The 18,475-nt window shown below is 72.1% G+C and carries 19 protein-coding genes, 1 tRNA gene and 1 riboswitch; of the genes, 14 read left to right on the forward strand and 6 right to left on the reverse strand.

Going from position 1 to position 18,475, the window contains the following annotated elements:
* Positions 1 to 29 precede the first annotated feature (29 nt).
* The 3 genes from CRP49_RS14450 to CRP49_RS14460 are packed head-to-tail and all read left to right on the forward strand — an operon-like array spanning position 30 to position 3,492.
* Positions 30 to 1,616 carry a sensor histidine kinase gene (locus CRP49_RS14450; protein ID WP_257033402.1) on the forward strand — a complete coding sequence of 529 codons (1,587 nt, stop codon included), beginning with the start codon at positions 30 to 32 and terminating at the stop codon, positions 1,614 to 1,616.
* The gene (locus CRP49_RS14455; protein ID WP_097253725.1) at positions 1,607 to 2,296 is read left to right on the forward strand and encodes a response regulator transcription factor; all 690 of its coding nucleotides are present in this window, start codon (positions 1,607 to 1,609) and stop codon (positions 2,294 to 2,296) included. The genes CRP49_RS14450 and CRP49_RS14455 overlap by 10 nt, the downstream gene beginning before the upstream one ends.
* Before the next feature lie 29 nt (positions 2,297 to 2,325).
* Positions 2,326 to 3,492, forward strand: a complete 1,167-nt coding sequence (locus CRP49_RS14460; RefSeq protein WP_257033403.1) for an acetylhydrolase — start codon at positions 2,326 to 2,328, stop codon at positions 3,490 to 3,492.
* Between the two features lie 33 nt (positions 3,493 to 3,525).
* On the opposite strand, the gene arsM is transcribed toward CRP49_RS14460, so the two are convergent.
* On the reverse strand, positions 3,526 to 4,284 hold the full coding sequence (gene arsM, locus CRP49_RS14465) for an arsenite methyltransferase (RefSeq protein ID WP_097253727.1): 759 nt from the start codon (positions 4,282 to 4,284) through the stop codon (positions 3,526 to 3,528).
* Between the two features lie 106 nt (positions 4,285 to 4,390).
* Between arsM and CRP49_RS14470 the strand changes: the two genes are divergently transcribed.
* The 4 genes from CRP49_RS14470 to CRP49_RS14485 all read left to right on the forward strand — a co-directional run bounded on the left by CRP49_RS14470 (position 4,391) and on the right by CRP49_RS14485 (position 6,515).
* Complete coding sequence (locus CRP49_RS14470) at positions 4,391 to 4,765, forward strand: helix-turn-helix transcriptional regulator (RefSeq protein WP_179851615.1); 375 nt, start codon at positions 4,391 to 4,393, stop codon at positions 4,763 to 4,765.
* Positions 4,762 to 5,496 (forward strand): MIP/aquaporin family protein, encoded by a 735-nt coding sequence (locus CRP49_RS14475; protein ID WP_179851616.1) that lies wholly within the window; start codon positions 4,762 to 4,764, stop codon positions 5,494 to 5,496. The genes CRP49_RS14470 and CRP49_RS14475 overlap by 4 nt, the downstream gene beginning before the upstream one ends.
* Positions 5,497 to 5,521: 25 nt before the next feature.
* On the forward strand, positions 5,522 to 5,944 hold the full coding sequence (locus CRP49_RS14480) for an arsenate reductase ArsC (protein ID WP_097253729.1): 423 nt from the start codon (positions 5,522 to 5,524) through the stop codon (positions 5,942 to 5,944).
* A 124-nt stretch (positions 5,945 to 6,068) separates the two neighbouring features.
* A complete protein-coding gene (locus CRP49_RS14485) occupies positions 6,069 to 6,515 on the forward strand; it encodes a hypothetical protein (protein WP_097253730.1) in 447 nt (148 codons plus the stop codon).
* A gap of 6 nt (positions 6,516 to 6,521) precedes the next feature.
* Here CRP49_RS14485 and CRP49_RS14490 read toward each other — a convergent pair whose 3' ends face one another.
* Positions 6,522 to 7,208 carry a TetR/AcrR family transcriptional regulator gene (locus tag CRP49_RS14490; RefSeq protein WP_097253731.1) on the reverse strand — a complete coding sequence of 229 codons (687 nt, stop codon included), beginning with the start codon at positions 7,206 to 7,208 and terminating at the stop codon, positions 6,522 to 6,524.
* A gap of 142 nt (positions 7,209 to 7,350) precedes the next feature.
* On the opposite strand from CRP49_RS14490, the gene CRP49_RS14495 reads away from it, so the two are divergent.
* Together CRP49_RS14495 and CRP49_RS14500 are read left to right on the forward strand one after the other, a co-directional pair.
* Positions 7,351 to 7,959: an NADPH-dependent FMN reductase gene (locus tag CRP49_RS14495; protein WP_373560347.1), complete on the forward strand. Its 609-nt coding sequence runs from the start codon at positions 7,351 to 7,353 to the stop codon at positions 7,957 to 7,959.
* A 16-nt stretch (positions 7,960 to 7,975) separates the two neighbouring features.
* A complete protein-coding gene (locus CRP49_RS14500) occupies positions 7,976 to 9,403 on the forward strand; it encodes a DHA2 family efflux MFS transporter permease subunit (protein WP_097253732.1) in 1,428 nt (475 codons plus the stop codon).
* A 130-nt stretch (positions 9,404 to 9,533) separates the two neighbouring features.
* On the opposite strand, the gene ribA is transcribed toward CRP49_RS14500, so the two are convergent.
* Together ribA and CRP49_RS14510 are read right to left on the reverse strand one after the other, a co-directional pair.
* Positions 9,534 to 10,169 carry a GTP cyclohydrolase II gene (ribA, locus tag CRP49_RS14505; protein WP_097253733.1) on the reverse strand — a complete coding sequence of 212 codons (636 nt, stop codon included), beginning with the start codon at positions 10,167 to 10,169 and terminating at the stop codon, positions 9,534 to 9,536.
* A gap of 99 nt (positions 10,170 to 10,268) precedes the next feature.
* Positions 10,269 to 10,856: a MarR family winged helix-turn-helix transcriptional regulator gene (locus CRP49_RS14510; RefSeq protein ID WP_373560348.1), complete on the reverse strand. Its 588-nt coding sequence runs from the start codon at positions 10,854 to 10,856 to the stop codon at positions 10,269 to 10,271.
* A gap of 94 nt (positions 10,857 to 10,950) precedes the next feature.
* On the opposite strand from CRP49_RS14510, the gene CRP49_RS14515 reads away from it, so the two are divergent.
* The 5 genes from CRP49_RS14515 (at position 10,951) to CRP49_RS14535 (ending at position 16,155) form a co-directional block, all read left to right on the forward strand.
* Positions 10,951 to 12,084 (forward strand): dihydrofolate reductase family protein, encoded by a 1,134-nt coding sequence (locus CRP49_RS14515; protein WP_097253734.1) that lies wholly within the window; start codon positions 10,951 to 10,953, stop codon positions 12,082 to 12,084.
* A 66-nt stretch (positions 12,085 to 12,150) separates the two neighbouring features.
* Positions 12,151 to 12,224: transfer RNA gene (locus CRP49_RS14520), tRNA-Met, on the forward strand.
* Between the two features lie 191 nt (positions 12,225 to 12,415).
* The gene (locus CRP49_RS14525) at positions 12,416 to 13,651 is read left to right on the forward strand and encodes a PP2C family protein-serine/threonine phosphatase (protein ID WP_097253735.1); all 1,236 of its coding nucleotides are present in this window, start codon (positions 12,416 to 12,418) and stop codon (positions 13,649 to 13,651) included.
* 252 nt (positions 13,652 to 13,903) lie between these two features.
* Positions 13,904 to 14,063: riboswitch (cyclic di-AMP (ydaO/yuaA leader) on the forward strand.
* A 7-nt stretch (positions 14,064 to 14,070) separates the two neighbouring features.
* Positions 14,071 to 15,105, forward strand: coding sequence for a M23 family metallopeptidase (locus tag CRP49_RS14530; protein ID WP_097253736.1), 1,035 nt, complete (start codon positions 14,071 to 14,073; stop codon positions 15,103 to 15,105).
* 105 nt (positions 15,106 to 15,210) lie between these two features.
* Complete coding sequence (locus CRP49_RS14535; protein WP_097253737.1) at positions 15,211 to 16,155, forward strand: aldo/keto reductase; 945 nt, start codon at positions 15,211 to 15,213, stop codon at positions 16,153 to 16,155.
* A 75-nt stretch (positions 16,156 to 16,230) separates the two neighbouring features.
* On the opposite strand, the gene CRP49_RS14540 is transcribed toward CRP49_RS14535, so the two are convergent.
* Entirely contained in the window at positions 16,231 to 17,544 is a 1,314-nt protein-coding gene (locus CRP49_RS14540; protein ID WP_097253738.1) for a PrsW family intramembrane metalloprotease, read from the reverse strand.
* Positions 17,545 to 17,580: 36 nt separating this feature from the next.
* Positions 17,581 to 18,423, reverse strand: a complete 843-nt coding sequence (gene trmB / locus CRP49_RS14545; protein WP_097253739.1) for a tRNA (guanosine(46)-N7)-methyltransferase TrmB — start codon at positions 18,421 to 18,423, stop codon at positions 17,581 to 17,583.
* Positions 18,424 to 18,475 lie beyond the last annotated feature (52 nt).

The raw sequence follows: 18,475 nt of genomic DNA on the forward strand, positions 1-18,475 counted from the left end.
GCGTGACGCCCTGGCCGGCGGGCGTGCTTGTGGCGTTGACCGCGGTCTGCGCCGCGCTGGCCTTCAGGGCGGAGCTGGCGCGGGACCGGCCGGCGCGTACCGCGCGGCCGGCCGGGCGGATCGGCTGGCCGGTCGTGGCGGGACTGGTGGGTACGGCCGCGTACGGCAGCGTGCCGGCCCTGCTGGCCGCCCTGCACAACTCCGCCGCACTGCCCGGCTATGTCGTCACCCTGCCGGATCTGGAGCCCGGCGGGCTGCTCCCGGCGGCGCTGCTGATGGCCGGCCTGCTGGCCACCGCGCTGCTCACCTCGGCGCCCGCGCCCAGGCGGTGGGTGCTGCCCGTGGTCGCGGCGGTGACCGGCGAACTGCTGGAAGCGACGTACTGGCTCACGCATCCCGCTGCCTCCTCGGGCCGGACACCGCTGAACGTCCTGGTGGGCGGTGTGAGCGTGCCGGTGATCGCCGCCCTCGCCGGTGCGGCTCTGCTCCGGCCGGCGACCGGCAGACCCGCGCGTCTGGCCGGAGCCGACGCGCCCAGGTCGGCGCGCTGGGCCCTGCTGCTGCCCGCCGTCGTGGTGATGAGCGGTGACCTGTTCGGCCTCGATCTGTGGCAGTCCCCGCCGCCGGGCATCGGGATCGTGCCGTCAGTGGCGGGTCATCTGGTGGGGCTGGTGCTGCTGGCGGCCGTCGTGGTCGGGCTGGTGCGGTGGCCGAGGGCGGCGGCGGACCTGGCGGCCCTGGGGCTGGTCGGGATCGGGGCGTACGACGTCGCCCAGAGCGGGTTCGGGCAGTACGTGGTGGTGCACAAGATCGGCTCCCCGCAGGGGCCGGCGCCGTCCCTCCCCAAGGGGCTGGCACACCATGCGTCGGTCCTCGGTGGCATCCAGGGGGCAGTGGTGCTGGCCCTCGGACTCTGGCTGCTGACGCTGACCGTACTGCCGGATGCCAGGCGGCTGTTGGGGCGGGAGCCGGATCCGGCGCTGGCCCGGCGGGTGCGGGAGCTGACCGAGACGCGGGCCGACGCGGTCAGCTCCGCGGCCGCGGAGCTGCGCAGGATCGAGCGCGATCTGCACGACGGCGCACAGGGACGGCTGGTCGCCATCGGGATGAACCTCAGGGTCGCCGAGGAGATGATCCACAGCAGCCCGCACGAAGCCGCCGCGCTGGTCGTGGAGGCTCGCGTGGCCTCATCGGCGGCGCTGGAGGAACTGCGCGGCCTGATCAGGGGGATGCACCCGCCGATGCTGGCCGACCGGGGCCTCGGGGAGGCGGTCCGGGCGCTGGCACTGGACCTGCCCCTGCCCTGTGAGACCGAGATCGATCTGCCCGAACGGCTCGCCGCTCCGCTGGAGTCGGCCTGCTACTTCGCCGTCGCCGAGGTGGTCACCAACGCCGTCCGGCACGCCTCGGCGCACGGCCTCCAGATCCGGATGGCCCAGGCGGGCGGACTGCTGCGCATCGAGGTGGTCGACGACGGGGTGGGCGGCGCGGACCCGGCCCGGGGCACGGGACTGGCGGGGGTGGAGCGACGGCTCGCGGCCTTCGACGGCATCCTCGCGGTCAGCAGCCCGCCCGGGGGGCCGACGATCGTGGTCATGGAGGTGCCGTGCGGGTAGTCGTCGCGGAAGATCTCTTCCTGCTCCGGGAGGGACTGGTCCGGCTTCTCAAGGCGCGCGGGTTCGAGATCGCGGCGGCCACCGACAGCGCTCCCGGCCTGCTCGACGCGCTGCTGGAATTCCGGCCGGACCTCGCGATCGTGGACATCAGGCTGCCGCCCACCCACACCGACGACGGGCTCCGTGCGGCACTGGCCGCCCGGGAACGGATACCCGGGCTGCCGATCCTGCTGCTCTCTCAGTACGTCGAGCAGATCTACGCCCAGGAACTGCTCGCCGACCAGGCGGGCGGGGTCGGCTACCTGCTCAAGGACCGGGTGTTCAGCGACGACCAGTTCGTCGACGTGATCCGTACGGTCGCCGCGGGCGGCACGGTCATGGACCCCGAAGTGGTCACCAAGCTGCTCGGCCGCCGCAGCCGCGGCGAACACGAGCGCCTCTCCCGGCTCACCGAGCGGGAACGCCAGGTGCTCGAACTCATGGCCGAGGGACGCTCCAACAGCGCCATCGCGAACCGGCTCTTCGTCAGCGAGAAGGCCGTGTCCAAGCACAGCACCAGCATCTTCACCAAGCTGGAACTCGCCCCCTCCGACGACGACAACCGCCGCGTGCTGGCCGTACTCGCCTACCTCATGTCCATGCCGCGTGAAGGCCGCACCCAACCCCGGGAGAGTCCGTGACAACCACACCGTTCATGAACCAAGAAGGAATGACGCGCCGTCGCATGCTCGGAGCCGCGCTGGCAGTCGGGGCCGCCTTACCGATCGGCGTCGCACGCCAGGCGCGGGCGGCTTCGACCGCCCCGGGCCCGGTGCAGCTCACCCTGCCCGCGCCCACCGGACCGTACCCGGTGGGGACGGTGCCCCTGCACCTCGTCGACCGTTCACGTCCGGATCCCGTGGCCGGCCCCGGGCATCACCGTGAGCTGATGGCCGGCGTCTGGTACCCCGCCCGGGGCGTCGAGCGGTATCCACTGGCGCGCTGGACGTCCCCCGCCGTGGCGCGGGCGCTCCTCACGGCGGCGGGCTTTCCGGTCGATGTCGCGCTGGCGCCACTCACGGCCGGCCACGAGGGCGCTCCGGTGCGGCGAACCGGAGGACGACTGCCCGTCGTCGTGTTCTCGCACGGCGCGCACGATCACCGGGCGGACACCACCATCGTGGTTCAGGAGCTTGCCAGTCACGGGTACGTGGTGATCACGGTGGATCACACGTACGACGCGTTCAGCGAGTTCCCCGACGGCCGGCTCACGGTCCCGCTCGACCAACCGGCCTTGGGGCCGCGGGACTTCGCCACGGACATCCGGTTCGTGCTCGATCGCATCGAGGAACTCGGCGCCGGGCGCAACCCCGACGCCGAACACCGACCGCTCCCGGCCGGCCTGCGCGGCGGTCTCGATCCGCATCGCATCGGCATGTTCGGCTGGTCGAAAGGCGCGTCGGCCACGGCCTTTGTGATGAGCGAGGACCAGCGCGTCCGGGCCGGGCTGAGCTTCGACGGCCCGATGCAACCGACGATCACCACCGACCTGGACCGGCCGTTCATGCTGATGACCGCCGAGTTCCCCCGGGCCACGCAGCCGAGCGTGGCCGAGTTCTGGTCGCGCCTGCGGGGATGGCGGCTCAATGTCCAGGCGGAGGGTGCGGTGCACTCGTCGTACTGCGACGTCCAGTTTCTGATCCCGCAGCTGGCCCAGGCCGTGGGGATGAGCGACGCGGACCTCCAGGGCTGGATCGGCACCCTCGATCCGGCCCGGGCGGTACGGATCCAGCAGGCGTACCCGCTCGCGTTCTTCGACCTGCATCTGCGGCACCGCCGGGAGCCCCTGCTGGACGGTCCGAGTGCGGCCTTCCCTGAGGTGAAGTTCATTCCCTGAGGCGAGGGGTTGTGGGTTCGAGTCCCACAGGGCCTACGAGAACGCCCCCGGCTTGCCGGCCCGGACGATCGCCGAGTGCATACCGTCCGCGACCCGGTGGGTCGGGGTGATCTCGATGTCGGTGAAGCCGGCGGTCTCCAGGCCCTGGCGGTATTCGGCGAAGGACAGCGCGCCGGCGATGCAGCCGACGTAGTCACCGCGCTCGGCCCGCTGCTCAGGTGTGAGGGAGTCGTCGGCGACGACGTCCGAGACGCCGAGCCGGCCGCCGGGCTTCAGGACGCGGAACGTCTCGGCGAACACGGCGGCCTTGTCGACGGACAGGTTGATCACGCAGTTGGAGATCACGACATCGATCGTGTTCGCGGGCAGGGGGATGGCCTCGATGGTGCCCTTGAGGAACTCCACGTTCGTCGCGCCCGCTTGCGCGGCGTTGGCGAGGGCGAGGGCGAGCATCTCCTCGGTCATGTCCAGCCCGTACGCCCTGCCGGTGGGGCCGACGCGGCGGGCGGAGAGCAGGACGTCGATGCCACCGCCGGAGCCGAGGTCCAGGACGCGCTCGCCCTCGCGGAGTTCGGCGACGGCGGTGGGGTTGCCGCAACCGAGGGAGGCGGCGACGGCCTCCGCGGGCAGGGCGTCGCGCTCGGCGGCGCCGTAGAGGGTGGAGCCAAAGTTCTCGTCGACCTCGACCGGCTGCGGCCCGCAACAGGCGGTGCCGCCCTCGGTGACCTTCAGGGCCGCCGCCGCGTAGCGTCGACGGACGGTTTCGCGTAGGTCGGTGGACTGCTCGTGCATGACTTCACTCCTGGGTGACGAGGCATGGCGATGCCTCGGAACAGCCTGTATCGACGTTCATTGATGCAACCTTGCGCCTTGAATCGAAAAACGTCAACATAGAGAAATGTCGAAACAAGAGCTTGAGGTGCTCGGCCAGGACGGCGACGGCTGCTGCGGCGGGCTCGCATCCGCGCCGCTGGGTGATGAGCGGGCCGCAGAGCTGGCGAAGGTGTTCAAGGCCCTCGGGGACCCGGTCAGGCTGCGGCTGCTGTCGATGATCGCCTCCCGCGAGGGCGGTGAGGTGTGCGTGTGCGAGATGACGCCCGCGTTCGACCTGTCCCAGCCGACGATCTCCCACCACCTCAAGCTCCTGCGGCAGGCCGGCCTCATCGACTGCGAGCGCCGCGGCACCTGGGTCTACTACTGGGTGCTGCCCGGCGTCCTGGACCAGCTCGCCGCGTTCCTCACCACTCCGCAGACCGCGGGAGCCGTCGCGTGACCGCGCCGCTGGGCCGACGGCTCGCCGCCGAAGCCGTCGGTACCGGGCTGCTGGTCGCGGTCGTCGTAGGCTCCGGCATCCAGGCCACCGAGTTGTCCCACGACGTGGGCGTGCAGCTCCTCGCCAACTCCCTCGCCACCGTCTTCGGCCTCGGCGTCCTGATCCTGGTCCTCGGGCCGGTCTCCGGCGCGCACTTCAACCCCGCCGTCACCCTCGCCGCCTGGTTCACCGGCCGCCGCACCCCCGATGGCCTCACCCTGAGGGAGGCGGCCGCGTACGTGCCCGCCCAGATCGCCGGGGCGATCAGCGGGGCGCTCCTGGCCGACGCGATGTTCGCCAGGCCGCTGGTCGAGTGGTCCACGCACGACCGGTCCGCCGCGCACCTGTGGCTCGGTGAAGTGGTCGCCACGGCCGGCCTGATCCTGCTGATCTTCGGGCTCGACCGCATCGGCCGTACGTCCCTCGCGCCGGCGGCCGTGGCCTCGTACATCGGAGCCGCCTACTGGTTCACCTCTTCCACCTCGTTCGCGAACCCGGCGGTGACCATCGGCCGGGCCTTCACCGACACGTTCGCCGGGATCGCCCCCGCCTCCGTCGCCCCGTTCATCGCCGCACAGCTGGCCGGAGCCGCGCTCGGACTGGGCGCCGTCATCGCGGTCCACGGCCGTCCCACCTCCGCCGGCAGCAAGGTCGCCGCCCCGCACGGTGCGCCTGAACCGGCCTCCCTCTGACCCGCCTTCCCGGAAAGACATCCCCATGAGCACTCCCGCCCCGCGCCCCTCCGTGCTGTTCGTCTGCGTCCACAACGCCGGCCGCTCCCAGATGGGCGCTGCCTTCCTCACCCACCTCGGCGGCGACCGCGTCGAGGTCCGCTCGGCCGGCTCCGCCCCCGCCGACACGGTCAATCCGGCCGTGGTCGAGGCCATGGCGGAGGTGGGCATCGACATCTCCGCCGAGACGCCGAAGGTCCTCACCACCGAGGCGGTGCGATCCTCGGACGTGGTGATCACGATGGGCTGCGGGGACGCCTGCCCGGTCTTCCCCGGCAAGCGGTACCTGGACTGGCAGCTGGCCGACCCGGCGGGCCAGGGCGTCGAAGCCGTCCGCCCGATCCGGGACGCCATCGAGGAGCATGTACGCGGCCTGCTCGCCGAACTCGGCATCCCGGCGGCGGCATGACCGCGACGGCGCCCACTTGCGCCAGGCGAGCGATGCGTGAGCGGCCGTACGGCTCACAGAACCCGCGCCACCCGGTGGGCGCGAAGGCGCGGCGCGTGGTGGCGGGCTTCGTGGAGCGTGCCGGGTGATACGCGCCGAGCGCGGGGCCACCGGCTTCCGGGCCGTCGGCGAAGCCCCCCTTCCCGAGCCCGACTTGGCCTCCTTCCAGTGGGCCTGTCATACGGCGGCGCGCACGGCCCGGCTCAGGGTCCGGGCTCGCGACACCGGCGTGGCCGCGAGCTACCGCGCCGTGGACATCGGCGGTACCGCCGTCCTGGCGCACTGCACCCTGCCGGTCGTGGCCTTCACCGCCGTGCCCGTCGTCCCGGCAGGTCCCGTGCGGGAGTTCGTGGATCCGCCGGGGTGGGCCGGTGTCTTCGCCGAGGTGGGGTTCCGGGCGCTCGGCGGTGAGGAGTTGGGCGTGGGGATCGATCGCGTGGATCTGCGTGACCTGGCCGAGGCCGAGCTGCGGCAGGTCCGGTACTGGCGGCCCCGGACGCTCGGCGAGCTGATGTTCAACTGGTGGGACTGAGGGCCCTCACCGGACGCCGTACGCCCGCAGGAACGCCGCCACCCCGCCCGTGATCAGGCGGTCCGTCTCCTTCGGGGGCAGGGGCAGGACGCCGTAGTGGGTGGACTGGACGATGGTGTGCGAGGTCAGGGCCGTGAAGTGGGCGGCCGTCAGGGCCGGGTCGCCGTGCACGTCGAGCAGGCCGGCCTCGGCGAGGCGGGCCATCGCCTCCGCGAGCGCGCGGCCGACCGGTTCCGGGCCCGCCTCGCGCCAGGCCTTCAGGACCTCCGGCGGTACGTGGTCGGCCTCGGCGTGGATGTGGCGGACCAGGGCGAAGTGGTTCGGGTAGTCGCTCATGAGCCCGACGAAGGCGCGGGCGAGGGCGACCAGGTCGCGTTCCAGGGTGTCGGGCCGCGGGGGGCGCTCTGGGTCCAACGTCGCGCGCAGACGGGCCAGTTGGGCGTCCCGGACCTCGCTCGACGTCCATGTCACCACCGTCTGGAAGAGCTGCGCCTTGCCGCCGGGGAAGTGGTTGTAGAGCGTGCGCGTGGAGACGCCGGCCTCGGCGGCCAGCGCGTCGACCGAGGCGCGGGTGTAGCCCTCGCGGCCGAAGAGCGTGCAGGACGCGCTCGCGAGGGCGATCTGCTTCTCCAGCTTGCGCGGTGACACCTCGCGCTGCGCCCGGGCCAGCCGGGATTCGTTGCTTTCGTCCACTCCCACTCCCTCCTCCGCCTGCACTCTACCTGGATTACAACGAGCGTTGTACTTTCTACAACGCTCGTTGTACTTTGCTGGGGAGGTCGGCGCGACCGCATCGGGCGGCCGTCCTGCCGTGAGCCTGAACTGGGGGATCCCTGTGTCCGCATCCGTGATCAATGAAGTCCCGCTCCGCGTCGCCGTGATCGTCGGCAGCGTCCGCGAGGGCCGGCAGGGCCGGGCCGTCGCCGACTGGTTCCTCGGCACCGCCGCCGCCGACGAGGGCCTGGACCTCGACGTCATCGACCTCGCCGAGGTGGACCTGCCGCTGGTGCTGCCCGGCTGGGGCGGCACGCCGAGCCCCGAGGCCGTCGCCACGCTGAAGGACGTCTCGCCGCGGCTCGCCGCCGCCGACGCGTTCGTCGTCGTCACACCGGAGTACAACCACAGCTTCCCGGCGTCCCTGAAGAACTTCGTCGACTGGCACCACGCCCAGTGGCAGGCCAAGCCGGTCGGCTTCGTGTCGTACGGCGGTCTCGGCGGCGGTCTGCGCGCGGTCGAGCAGCTCAGGCTGGTCTTCGCCGAGCTGCACGCGGTGACCGTGCGTGACTCGGTCAGCCTGCACGGGCCGTGGTCGGGCCTCGGGGAGGACGGCGCGCCGCGCGACGCGGCCGTCTGCGCGGGTGCCGCCAAGGGCATGCTCGGCCAACTCGCCTGGTGGGGGCGGGCCCTGCGGGCCGCCCGCGCCGAGCGGCCGTACGCGGGCTGAGGGCGGGGTGGGGGACATGAACAGGACCGAGACCGCCGAGGCGGCCGCCGCCGGGCCCGCCCGGCCCGCACCGGACGCATCCGCCGCGCTCTACCGCGTCGTCGCCGTCACCGTCATCGCCTCCGTGATGTCCGTGCTCGACATGACCATCGTCAATGTCGCGCTGCGCCGCCTCTCGGAGTCCTTCGGGGCCCCGCTGGAGACCATCCAGTGGACCGCCACCGCGTACACGCTCGCGCTCGCCGCGGTGATTCCGACCGCCGCGTGGGCCATGGGGCGGATCGGCGCCAAGCGCACCTATCTGACCGCGCTCACCCTGTTCACCCTGGGCTCGCTGCTCGCCGCGTGCGCCTGGGACGCGGGCAGCCTGATCGCCTTCCGCGCGGTGCAGGGGCTGGGCGGCGGGCTGCTGATGCCGGTTGGCATGGCGATGGTGATGCGGATCGCCGACCGGGCCCGGCTCGGCCGCGCGATGGCCCTGCTCGGGCTGCCCATCCTGGTCGGCCCGGTCGCCGGGCCGCTGCTCGGCGGCTGGCTGGTCGACTCCGCGTCCTGGCACTGGATCTTCCTGGTCAACCTGCCCGTGGGCGCGCTCGCGCTGACCCTCGCGGCACGGCTGCTGCCCAGGGACGCGCCCGAGGCCCGTACCGCCGCGGCGCCCCGCCTGGACGTCCCCGGCCTGCTGATGCTCTCGCCGGGTCTCGCCCTGCTCCTGTACGGCCTGGCCCGGGGCGGCGAGCACGGAGACTTCACGGCACCGGGCGCGCTCCTGCCCGTGCTCGCCGGTGCCGTCCTCGCCGCCGCCTTCGTACGACGGGCCCTCACCGTCCGCGATCCGCTGCTGGACCTGCGGCTGCTGGGCGACCGCTCCTTCGCCGCCGGTATCGCCACGCTCGCCCTGTTCACCTGCGGTTACTTCGGGTCGATGCTGCTCGGGCCGCTGTACTGGCAGCAGGAGCGCGGGGTCAGCGCGACCGGCGCCGGGCTGCTGGGCGCCCCGGTAGGGCTGGCCGTCGGGGTGACGATGCAGATCGCGGCCCGGCGGATCGACCGGGTCTCACCGCGCCGGCTGATCCCGGCCGGGATCGCGGTGGGCGCCCTCGGGATGGCACTGGTGGCGGTGCAGGCCGGGCAGAGCGGGGTGCCCATGTGGCGGGTCGTCGTACCGGGCATGGTCATGGGCGTCGGTGCCGGCATGGTCCTGATGCCGACGATGACAACCGCGACCCGCAACCTGCCCACCGACCGCGTCGCCGCGGCCAGCACCGCGCTGAGCATCAACTCCCAACTGGGAGCGTCCGTCGGAACGGCGGTGCTGTCGGTGGCACTGGGCGCGGCGGGCACGACTCCGGCGGGCTTCCGGATCACGTACGCGATCGCGGCGGCCCTGCTGGCCTTGGCGATCCTGCCGGCGCTGTGGTTGCCGGGCGGGCGGCGGGGTTGAGGGCGTTCTCCGCCTACCGAGTCGGGTGGTGGGTGGGCATAGGCCGGGGGTCCAGGGGGTGGAGCCCCCTGGGACGGCGCCCGAAGCGCAGCGCACCTCAGAACGCCGCCGGCGCCGCCATCCGCCAAGCTCAGCCCGCGCTCAGCTCCGTAAGCTCCCCCAGCGGCAGCGTGTGCTGGGTCTGCAAAACCTTCGCCCGCAGGTAGCGGACGTTGTGCGCCGTGGTGAAGACACCGGTCGGCACCCGATCCCGTACGACGACACCGAGCGAGCGCAACTGCTCCGCCTTGTCAGGGTTGTTGGAGAGAAGATCCAGCTCCCCGATGCCGAGGGCGCCCAGCATCTGCGCGGCGGCCGTGTAATCGCGAGCGTCCTCCGGGAGGCCGAGCGCGGCGTTCGCCTCGTACGTGTCGAGGCCCTGGTCCTGGAGGGCGTAGGCGTCGAGCTTGTTGTACAGCCCGATGCCGCGCCCCTCCTGGCGAAGGTAGAGCAGGACGCCCCCGCGCTCGGCGATCCGCTCCACCGCCTCGCGCAGCTGGGGACCGCAGTCGCAGCGGGCGGAGCCGAAGACGTCCCCGGTCAGGCACTCGGAGTGCAGCCGGACCAGCGGGACGGGGCCGGGGTCGCCGAGGACCACGGCCACGTGCTCCTGGCCGTCGGCCAGTCCGTGGAAGGTGACGAGTTCGGCGTCGACGCGGTAGCCGTCGTGGAAGTGCAGCGGTACCCGGACGCGGGAGCGCGGCGTGGCGGCGGGGGTGTCGGGCATGCGGGTCCCTCCGGGTGGGCTTGCTTCATATTTGAAGCAGACGGACGTAGGGACCCTACCTCATGCTTAAAAGTTAAAGCAATTGCTCTCGCGTGTGACTCACGAGTCAGCAGACTCGGACGAGGAGTCGGCGGGCTGGGATGAGGAGTCGGCGGGCTGGGACGAGGAGTCGGCCGGCCGGGGCGAGGAGCAGGACGAACGCCGCCGCCACGGGACGTCACCCGCTCCGGCGTCGTCCCCCTGCAGCCCGCGCGTGATCCCCGTACAGATCTCCTCCAGCTGCCCCACCTGCTCCGGCGTGAGCCGGTCGAACAGGGTCGCGCGCACCGTCTCGACATGCCCGGGCGCCGTACGTTCCAGCACGGCCATCCCCGTGTCCGTCAGCACCGCGAGACTGCTGCGCTTGTCCCAGCGGCAGTTCTCCCGCCGCACCAGCCCGTCCCGTTCCAGCCTCGTCACCGCGTACGTCAGCCTGCTGCGCGTGATCTTCAGCGTCTCGGCGAGATCCGTCATGCGCAGGCGCCGGTCGGGTGCGTCGGAGAGGTTGGCCAGCACGGAGTAGAACAGGTGGGGCATGCCGGCCTCCTGCTGGAGCTGCCGGTCGATCGCGTCCTCCAGGAGCTGGGAGGCGGCGATGTAGGCGCGCCAGGCGCGCTGCTCCTCGGGGGTGAGCCAGCGGGTCGTCATGCCATCAGTGTAGGTTTGTTTCAAACTTGAACCAAGACCGCCAGTTGTGACCGCTCGCCAACCGCCGTGACCGCTCGCCAGGGAGACCGCGCCGATGCCGTACCCGTACGTCCTGCTGTCCGCCGCCGTCTCCCTCGACGGCTGTCTGGACGACACCGGCCCAGACCGGCTCCTCCTCTCCAGCCCGGCCGACTTCGACCGGGTCGACGAAGTACGGGCCTCGGTCGACGCCATCCTGATCGGCGCCGGCACCATCCGCGCCGACAACCCGCGCCTGCTGGTGAACTCACCCGAACGAAGGGCGGCCCGCGTCGCCGACGGCAGGCCCGAGTACCCCCTGAAAGTCACCGTCACCGCCACCGGCGACCTGGACCCGGCCGCGAACTTCTGGCACACGGGTGGCGAGAAGCTCGTCTACACGACGGACAAGGGCGCCGAACCGGCCTCCCGCGCCCTCGGCCGGACCGCCGACGTGGTCTCCCTCGGCCCCGACCTCGACTGGCGCGCGCTGCTGGAGCACCTGTACGACGTGCGCGGGGTGCGGCGCCTGATGGTCGAGGGCGGCGGAACCATCCACACCCAGCTCCTCCAGCAGGGCCTCGCCGACGAACTCCAGCTGGTCCTCGCCCCGCTGTTCGTGGGCGACCCGGCGGCCCCGCGCCTGTTCGGCCCGGGGTCGTACCAGGGCGGCCGGCTCCGCCTCACCGAGACCCGCCGGATCGAGGACGTCGTCCTCATGCGCTACGAGCCCACCGCCCCCGGCACCGGCCCGGCCCCCGCCGCCGCCGACCGCCACTGGCTGCGCACCGCCTGCGAACTGGCCGCCCTGTGCCCGCCCTCGCAGACCGCGTTCAGTGTCGGTGCCGTGGTGGTCGCGGCCGACGGCACGGAGCTGGCCCGCGGCCACTCGCGCGAGGGCGGCGACCTCGTCGTGCACGCGGAGGAGGCGGCCCTCGCGAAGATCGACCCCGCCGACCCGCGCCTGCCCGGCGCCACCGTCTACAGCAGCCTGGAGCCCTGCACCCGCCGCGCCTCCCGCCCCGCCCCCTGTGCCGAACTGATCCTGCGGGCGGGCGTACGGCGAGTGGTCACGGCCTGGCGGGAGCCGGACACCTTCGTGACGGCGGCCGACGGGACCGGGGCGCTGCTGAGCGCGGGCGTGGCGGCCGTGGTGCTGCCGGAGTACGAGGCCCTGGCGAAGCAGCCGAACGCCCACCTGCTGCCCTGAGCGGCACCCTCACGGAAACCCGTGTGCTTTGTGGTCTGGCCATGGGGTACTCTTGAGACACAACGACGCGGGGTGGAGCAGCTCGGTAGCTCGCTGGGCTCATAACCCAGAGGTCGCAGGTTCAAATCCTGTCCCCGCTACTGAAGGCTCAGGGCCGGAATCCAGCAATGGATTCCGGCCCTGAGTGTTTCCCGGCTTCCCCGCGACAGGCTGCCTAGTGGCATACGTCACACTCGATCATCCGCTCGGTCCACAGCAGTCGCCCGCCCTCCCCGCTCCCGCCAGGCTGGACGCACGTCAAGGACACGGGAAAGGGCACGGGAGACGAGCAGTGCGCCCTGGTGAGCTGGAGCAGAACCCAAACGCCAGACCCGGCGACCACCTCCCCGACGACCCCGCCCCCGCCCCTGCCCCCGGCCGCGTCTCGGGTCCCGCCCCAGCCCCCGCCCCCCTCCCCCCAGACAAGCGCCGCCACCCCCACCACCTCACCCCCCGCACCCTGGCCCGGCTCCTGCCCGCCCTCTTGATCGCCGCCGGGATCCTCTACGACCTCCTCACCCCCCGCGTCTTCACCGCCGTGCCCTTCTTCACGGCCGCCCCGCTGATCGCCGCGCCCCTGGCCTCGCTGCGCACCACGCTCCTCACCGGCCTCGCCGCACTCGCCGCCACCGTCGCCGTACACGCCCGGTTCGGTCTGGAGCCGGACGTGCACACGATCACCGAGGTCGTCACCGTGAGCACGGTCGCCCTGCTGGCCGCCGCCATCAACCGCGTCCTGCGCCTCGGCGACCGGCGGCTCGCCTCCGCCCGGGAGATCGCCGAGGCCGCCCAGCGGGCCGTCCTGCCCGAACCGGACGCCCGTATCGCCGGTTTCGACATCGCGGCCCGGTACGAGGCGGCACAGGAGGACGCCTTCATCGGCGGAGACCTGTACGCGGTGCAGGACAGCCCGCACGGCGTACGGCTGGTCGTCGGGGACGTACGCGGCAAGGGCATGGGCGCGGTCGCCGCCGTCGCCGTGGTGATCGGGGCGTTCCGGGAGGCCGCCGAGCAGGAGACCACGCTGGAGGCGGTGGCCCAGCGGCTGGAGCGGGCGCTGGCCCGCGAGCGAACCCGGCGGGACGGGATCGACGCCTTCGAGGGCTTCACCACCGCCGTCCTCGCCGAACTCCCACACGGCGGCAGCAGCGACGGCAGCGACGACGGCGTCGTCCGCATCGTCAACCGCGGCCACCCGCCACCGCTGCTCCTGCACGACGACGGCACCCTGCGCACCCTGGCCGCGCCCGAGCCCGCGCTGCCGCTGGGCATGGCCGACCTGGGCCGGTGGCCCGACCGCGCGACCGAGTCCGGCTTCCCGAGCGGCGCCACCCTGCTGCTCTACACCGACGGCCTGTCCGAGGCCCGCGACGCCCACGGCCGTTTCTACGACCCCCTGCGCCGGCTTGCCGGACGCCGCTTCTCCGACCCCCGCTCCCTGCTCGGCCGCCTCGCCGCGGAAGTACGCCGGCACTCCGGGGGCGGGATGGCGGACGACATGGCGCTGCTGGCCGTACGGCGCCCCTGACACCCGGACCCGCCGCGCCCGCTGTCACCCAAGGTGATCGTACGAAAGCCCTCCGCATAACATCTGAGACACCATCAAAACCGCTGAGACTCCTGAGCGCTGGTCAACTCGCCCGTTTTCCACCGGTCGTGACCCCTACGTCCACCCTGAAAGCCATTAACGATCAAGCGGAACGGCTTGGAATCTGACGTCCGGGTCTATTAACGTTCGATAACGCAGCGCGGTCGTCCCAGCCGTCACAAGAGGCGGCTCCGTGCGCACGCGCCGAATCCCGCAAGGGAACCGGGGAACCACCACCTTGGGGTGAATCACGCGGATGCCGCCGTGGAAGCACGGCAGGTATACGCGCGTAGGAGACCTTCCTGCTCCGAACCCGTCAGCTAACCCGGTAGGCGGAGGAAGGAAAGGAGTGCGCCTTCGTGGCGTCCAACCGGCCTGCCCCAGAAGCCCCGTTCATGCCGAGCGATACCGAGACCTTCGCTTACTTCGGCGCCCGGAACACCGACGAGGGCCCCTGGGAGGAGTGGAACCCCACCGAGGAGTCCATACAGCCGGTACGCGGTCGGCACCGCGTGGCCAAGCAGCGCGGCGGCGGACTCGCCCGCAGCTCCACCGTCCTCGGCGTCGGTGTCATCGCCGCCGTCGGCGCGGGCGGCATGGCCAGCGCCAACACCGGCAAGCCGCCGGTCTCCATCTCCATGCCCGACCTGGACTCCGTCGGCTCCCTGTTCGGCGACGACTCCTCCGCCTCCGACGCGCCCAAGGCCACCACGGCCTCGCTGAGCAACATCGGCACGACCTCCGCCGACAGCGACCAGGGCGACGCGGGCGAGGCCCTGCGCAACCGGATCATGGCCCAGGCCGAGCAGCAGCAGAGCAAGGTCGACCGTAAGGCCACCGCGGCCGCCGTCGCCGCCGCCGACAAGCAGGTCGCCGACGCGGCCGCCAAGGCGGAGAAGGAAGCCGCCGCGAAGGCCGCCGACGCCAAGGCGGAGGCGGAGGCCGCCGCCAAGAAGAAGGCCGAGGCGGAGCGCCTGGCCGCCCTGGCCAAGCAGTACAAGCTGCCGGTCGTCTCGTACACGATCACCGGCACCTTCGGCCAGGCCGGCTCGATGTGGTCCTCCGGCTACCACACCGGCCTCGACTTCGCCGCGCCCACGGGCACGCTCATCAAGGCCATCCACAGCGGCACGATCACCGAGGCGGGCTGGGCCGGCTCCTACGGCTACCGCACGATCCTCACCCTCGACGACGGCACCGAGCTGTGGTTCTGCCACCAGTCCTCGATCAGCGTCTCCGTCGGCCAGAAGGTCGGCACCGGCGACGTCATCGGCCGCGTCGGCGCCACCGGCAACGTCACCGGCCCGCACCTCCACCTGGAGGTCCACCCGGGCGGCCAGGCCACCGGCATCGACCCGATGGCGTGGCTGCGCGGCAAGGGCCTCAACCCCTGACAGGTCCTCCCCCCGACAGGCCCTTCCCCTGACAGGTCCTTCTTCGCGGGAACTTGGCACCGGCGGACGGAATGCGATCATCCGCCGCCGGTGTTGACGTAGAGCATGACTTCTTTGCGCAAACTCGGCTCCTCCGACCTCGAGGTCTTCCCGCTCGCCCTCGGCGGCAACGTCTTCGGCTGGACCGCCGACGAGGCGACCTCCTTCGCCGTCCTCGACGCCTACACGGCCGCCGGCGGCAACTTCGTCGACACCGCCGACTCCTACTCGGCGTGGATCGAGGGCAACAAGGGCGGGGAGTCCGAGACGATCATCGGCAAGTGGGTCAAGGCCCGCGGCAACCGCTCCGACGTCGTCATCGCGACCAAGGTCAGCCAGCACCCCGAGTACCAGGGCCTGAGCGCGGCCAACATCAAGGCGGCCGCCGACGCCTCCCTGCGCCGCCTGGACACCGACTACATCGACCTCTACTACACCCACTTCGACAAGCCCGAGGTGCCGGTCGAGGAGATCATCGGCGCGCTCGACGAGCTGGTGAAGGCGGGCAAGGTCCGGCACATCGCCGCCTCGAACATCTCGGCGGAGCGCCTCCAGGCCTCCCTGGACTTCTCCGACCGCGAGGGCCTGGCCCGCTACGTCGCCCTCCAGCCCCACTACAACCTGGTCTCCCGCGACACCTACGAGGGCCCGCTGCAGGACCTCGCCGCCCGTGCGGGCCTCGCGGCGGTCCCGTACTTCGCCCTCGCCTCCGGCTTCCTCACCGGCAAGTACCGCCCCGGTACGACGGTCGAGAGCGCGCGGGCCCAGGGCGCCGCCAAGCACCTCGAGTCCGAGCGCGGCCAGAAGGTCCTCACGGCCCTGGACGAGATCGCCACCGCCCACGAGGCCCCCGTCGCCACGGTCGCCCTCGCCTGGCTGGCCGCCCAGCCGACGGTGACGGCCCCCATCGCGTCGGCCCGGACGGTGGACCAGCTTCCGGCGCTGCTGGGGGTGGCGGAGCTGCGGCTGACGGACACGGAACTGAAGCAGCTGACGGAAGCGTCCGCCTGACCCTTCTCTCCGCCGCAACGCTGCTCAGCCACGGCGGCCATTCCGGCGGTGCCGAACCCTCCGCGACCGGTACGGCTACGACCGATACGGGTTGTAGGCGGGGTGGGGCGCCGCCGGATAGCCGTACCAGTAAGGCACCGGCGTCCCGTACAACGGCCGAGCCGGCGCAGCCACCCGCGCCGCGTACTCCAGCGCGGGCCGGGCGACATCCCTCCGTTGCCACAACTGGGCCAGCAACTCCCGCTCCCGTACGACGAAGTCGGCTCCGGCCCGCCCCCGCTGCCCCCGGTGCCGCAGGAACGCCAGCGAGGTGGCGTACGCCTCGTACTGCGCGACGGCCCGAGCCGCCGGTCGCCCCCCGAGGTACCGGCGGGCGTGGTTCCGGGCCATCCGCCGCGCCCGCATCGACCCGAGCACGAACGGCTCGGCCGGCCCCAGCCACCCGGCGTGGACATACGCCGGCAGCTCCTCCCGCACGGTCCGCAGCTCCCGCTGCCGCGTCCAGATCGCGAGCCACGTCAGCAGCCCGAAGGCGGGCACCATGAAGGCGCCGTAGACGGCGAAGAACCCGAACTCGCCGAAGGCCGAGGAGCCGTTCCAGAAGGCGTGCATGCTCATCGCGAGCAGCAGTCCGCCGAGCGGTAGCAGCACGCGCCGGGTGTGCTGCCGTTCCGTGGAGAGCGCGGCGAAGCCGAAGCCGATGCCGGTGAGCACGGTGAACAGGGGATGCGCGAACGGGGACATCACGATGCGCACGAAGAAGGTGGCGGCGGTGACGGAGGCGATGCCGCGGTCGCCGGTGAGCTGGTCGGTCCCGAAGGCCGTGCCCAGGTAGAGGATGTTCTCGGTGAACGCGAACCCGGTGGCGGTGACCCCGGCTATCACGACACCGTCGACGATCCCGGTGAAGTCCCGTCTGCGGAAGAGGAAGACCAGCAGCACGGCCGCGGCCTTGGCGGACTCCTCCACGATGGGCGCGATCACGGTCGCGCCGAGGGTGTCGGCACTGGCCGGGTCGGCGGTCGAGGTGGCGATCCACTTGGTGGCGAAACTGTTGGCGACGATGGCGATCAGCGCCGCCGCGCAGGCGCCCCAGGCGAACGCGAAGACCAGATTCCGCCAGGGGCCCGGTTCGACCCGGTCCAGCCAGCGGAAGGCGGCTATGAGCCAGGGCACGGGCAGGACGGCGAGCCCCAGCCCGACCAGGAAGCCCTCCGTGCCGGTCTGCCGGCGCACCAGAGCGAGGATGACCAGCCCGGACAGCGCCAGCAGCGTGATCAGCGCCCCGTAGCGCACCCACCGGCGCTGCCACCAGTGCGGATGCGCTCCGCTTCGCGACACGGGGTCGGGGCCGGGGGAGTAGGTCGGGTACGGAGGACTGATGGCCACGGCATCGACCCTAACGAGGACAGGACGAAGGGGCTGCTACTGCTGCTGATGCGGTACGCGACGAAACAGCAGATCGTTCACCACATGTCCCTTGTCCAGTCCCTGCCCCTCGAAACGGGTCAGCGGCCGGAACTCGGGACGCGGCGCGAAACCGCCGTCGGCCTGGGTGTTCTCGAAGTCCGGATGGGCGGCGAGCACCTCGAGCATCTGCTCGGCGTACGGCTCCCAGTCGGTCGCGCAGTGCACGATCGCCCCCGGCTTCAGCCGGGTCGCGGCCAGCGTCAGGAACTCGGGCTGGATCAGCCGCCGCTTGTGGTGCCGCTTCTTGGGCCAGGGGTCCGGGAAGTACACCCGCAGCCCGTCGAGCGAGTCGGGCCGGAGCATCTCCCGGAGCAGGATGATCGCGTCGCCGTTCGCGACCCGGACGTTGGACAGTCCGTTCTGCTCGGCGAGGTTGAGCAGATTCCCCTGCCCCGGAGTGTGCACGTCCACGGCCAGGATGTTGGTGTCAGGATCTCCCGCGGCCATCTGCGCGGTGGCCTCGCCCATCCCGAACCCGATCTCCAGCACGACGGGCTTGTCGTTCCCGAACAGCTCGCCGAGATCGATGACCTGCCGTCCGTCGATGTCCAGCCCCCACTGGGGCCACAGCCGCTGCAGCGCGTCCGCCTGCCCGGCCGTCACCCGGCTCCGGCGCGGCTGAAAACTCCGGATCCGCCGCTCGAAGTGCGACCCGGCGGGATCAGCCCTGGGCCCATCCGGAAACCGCGGCTCCCCCTTGGCCCGGCTGTGCCGAACGGACACACCGGGAACATGCGAGGACTGCGGCTCGGCGGCACCGGACCGGGGGGCTTCGGGGAGATTCAGGGAGTCAGACACAGTGAGACTGATTTTACGGCGCCTTCTCGACGTACCGAGTCGAGTGGGCGGG

The sequence above is a fragment of the Streptomyces sp. Ag109_G2-15 genome (assembly GCF_900215565.1).
Taxonomy (GTDB): domain Bacteria; phylum Actinomycetota; class Actinomycetes; order Streptomycetales; family Streptomycetaceae; genus Streptomyces; species Streptomyces diastatochromogenes.

What these genes read in the sequence shown, in the direction of transcription:
- CRP49_RS14460 (WP_257033403.1), top strand. Translation starts at nt 2,326, where the DNA reads ATGACGCGCCGTCGCATGCTCGGAGCCGCGCTGGCAGTCGGGGCCGCC.
- arsM (WP_097253727.1), bottom strand. Translation starts at nt 4,284, where the DNA reads ATGCACGAGCAGTCCACCGACCTACGCGAAACCGTCCGTCGACGCTAC.
- CRP49_RS14470 (WP_179851615.1), top strand. Translation starts at nt 4,391, where the DNA reads ATGTCGAAACAAGAGCTTGAGGTGCTCGGCCAGGACGGCGACGGCTGC.
- CRP49_RS14480 (WP_097253729.1), top strand. Translation starts at nt 5,522, where the DNA reads ATGAGCACTCCCGCCCCGCGCCCCTCCGTGCTGTTCGTCTGCGTCCAC.
- CRP49_RS14500 (WP_097253732.1), top strand. Translation starts at nt 7,976, where the DNA reads ATGAACAGGACCGAGACCGCCGAGGCGGCCGCCGCCGGGCCCGCCCGG.
- ribA (WP_097253733.1), bottom strand. Translation starts at nt 10,169, where the DNA reads ATGCCCGACACCCCCGCCGCCACGCCGCGCTCCCGCGTCCGGGTACCG.
- CRP49_RS14510 (WP_373560348.1), bottom strand. Translation starts at nt 10,856, where the DNA reads ATGACGACCCGCTGGCTCACCCCCGAGGAGCAGCGCGCCTGGCGCGCC.
- CRP49_RS14515 (WP_097253734.1), top strand. Translation starts at nt 10,951, where the DNA reads ATGCCGTACCCGTACGTCCTGCTGTCCGCCGCCGTCTCCCTCGACGGC.
- CRP49_RS14535 (WP_097253737.1), top strand. Translation starts at nt 15,211, where the DNA reads ATGACTTCTTTGCGCAAACTCGGCTCCTCCGACCTCGAGGTCTTCCCG.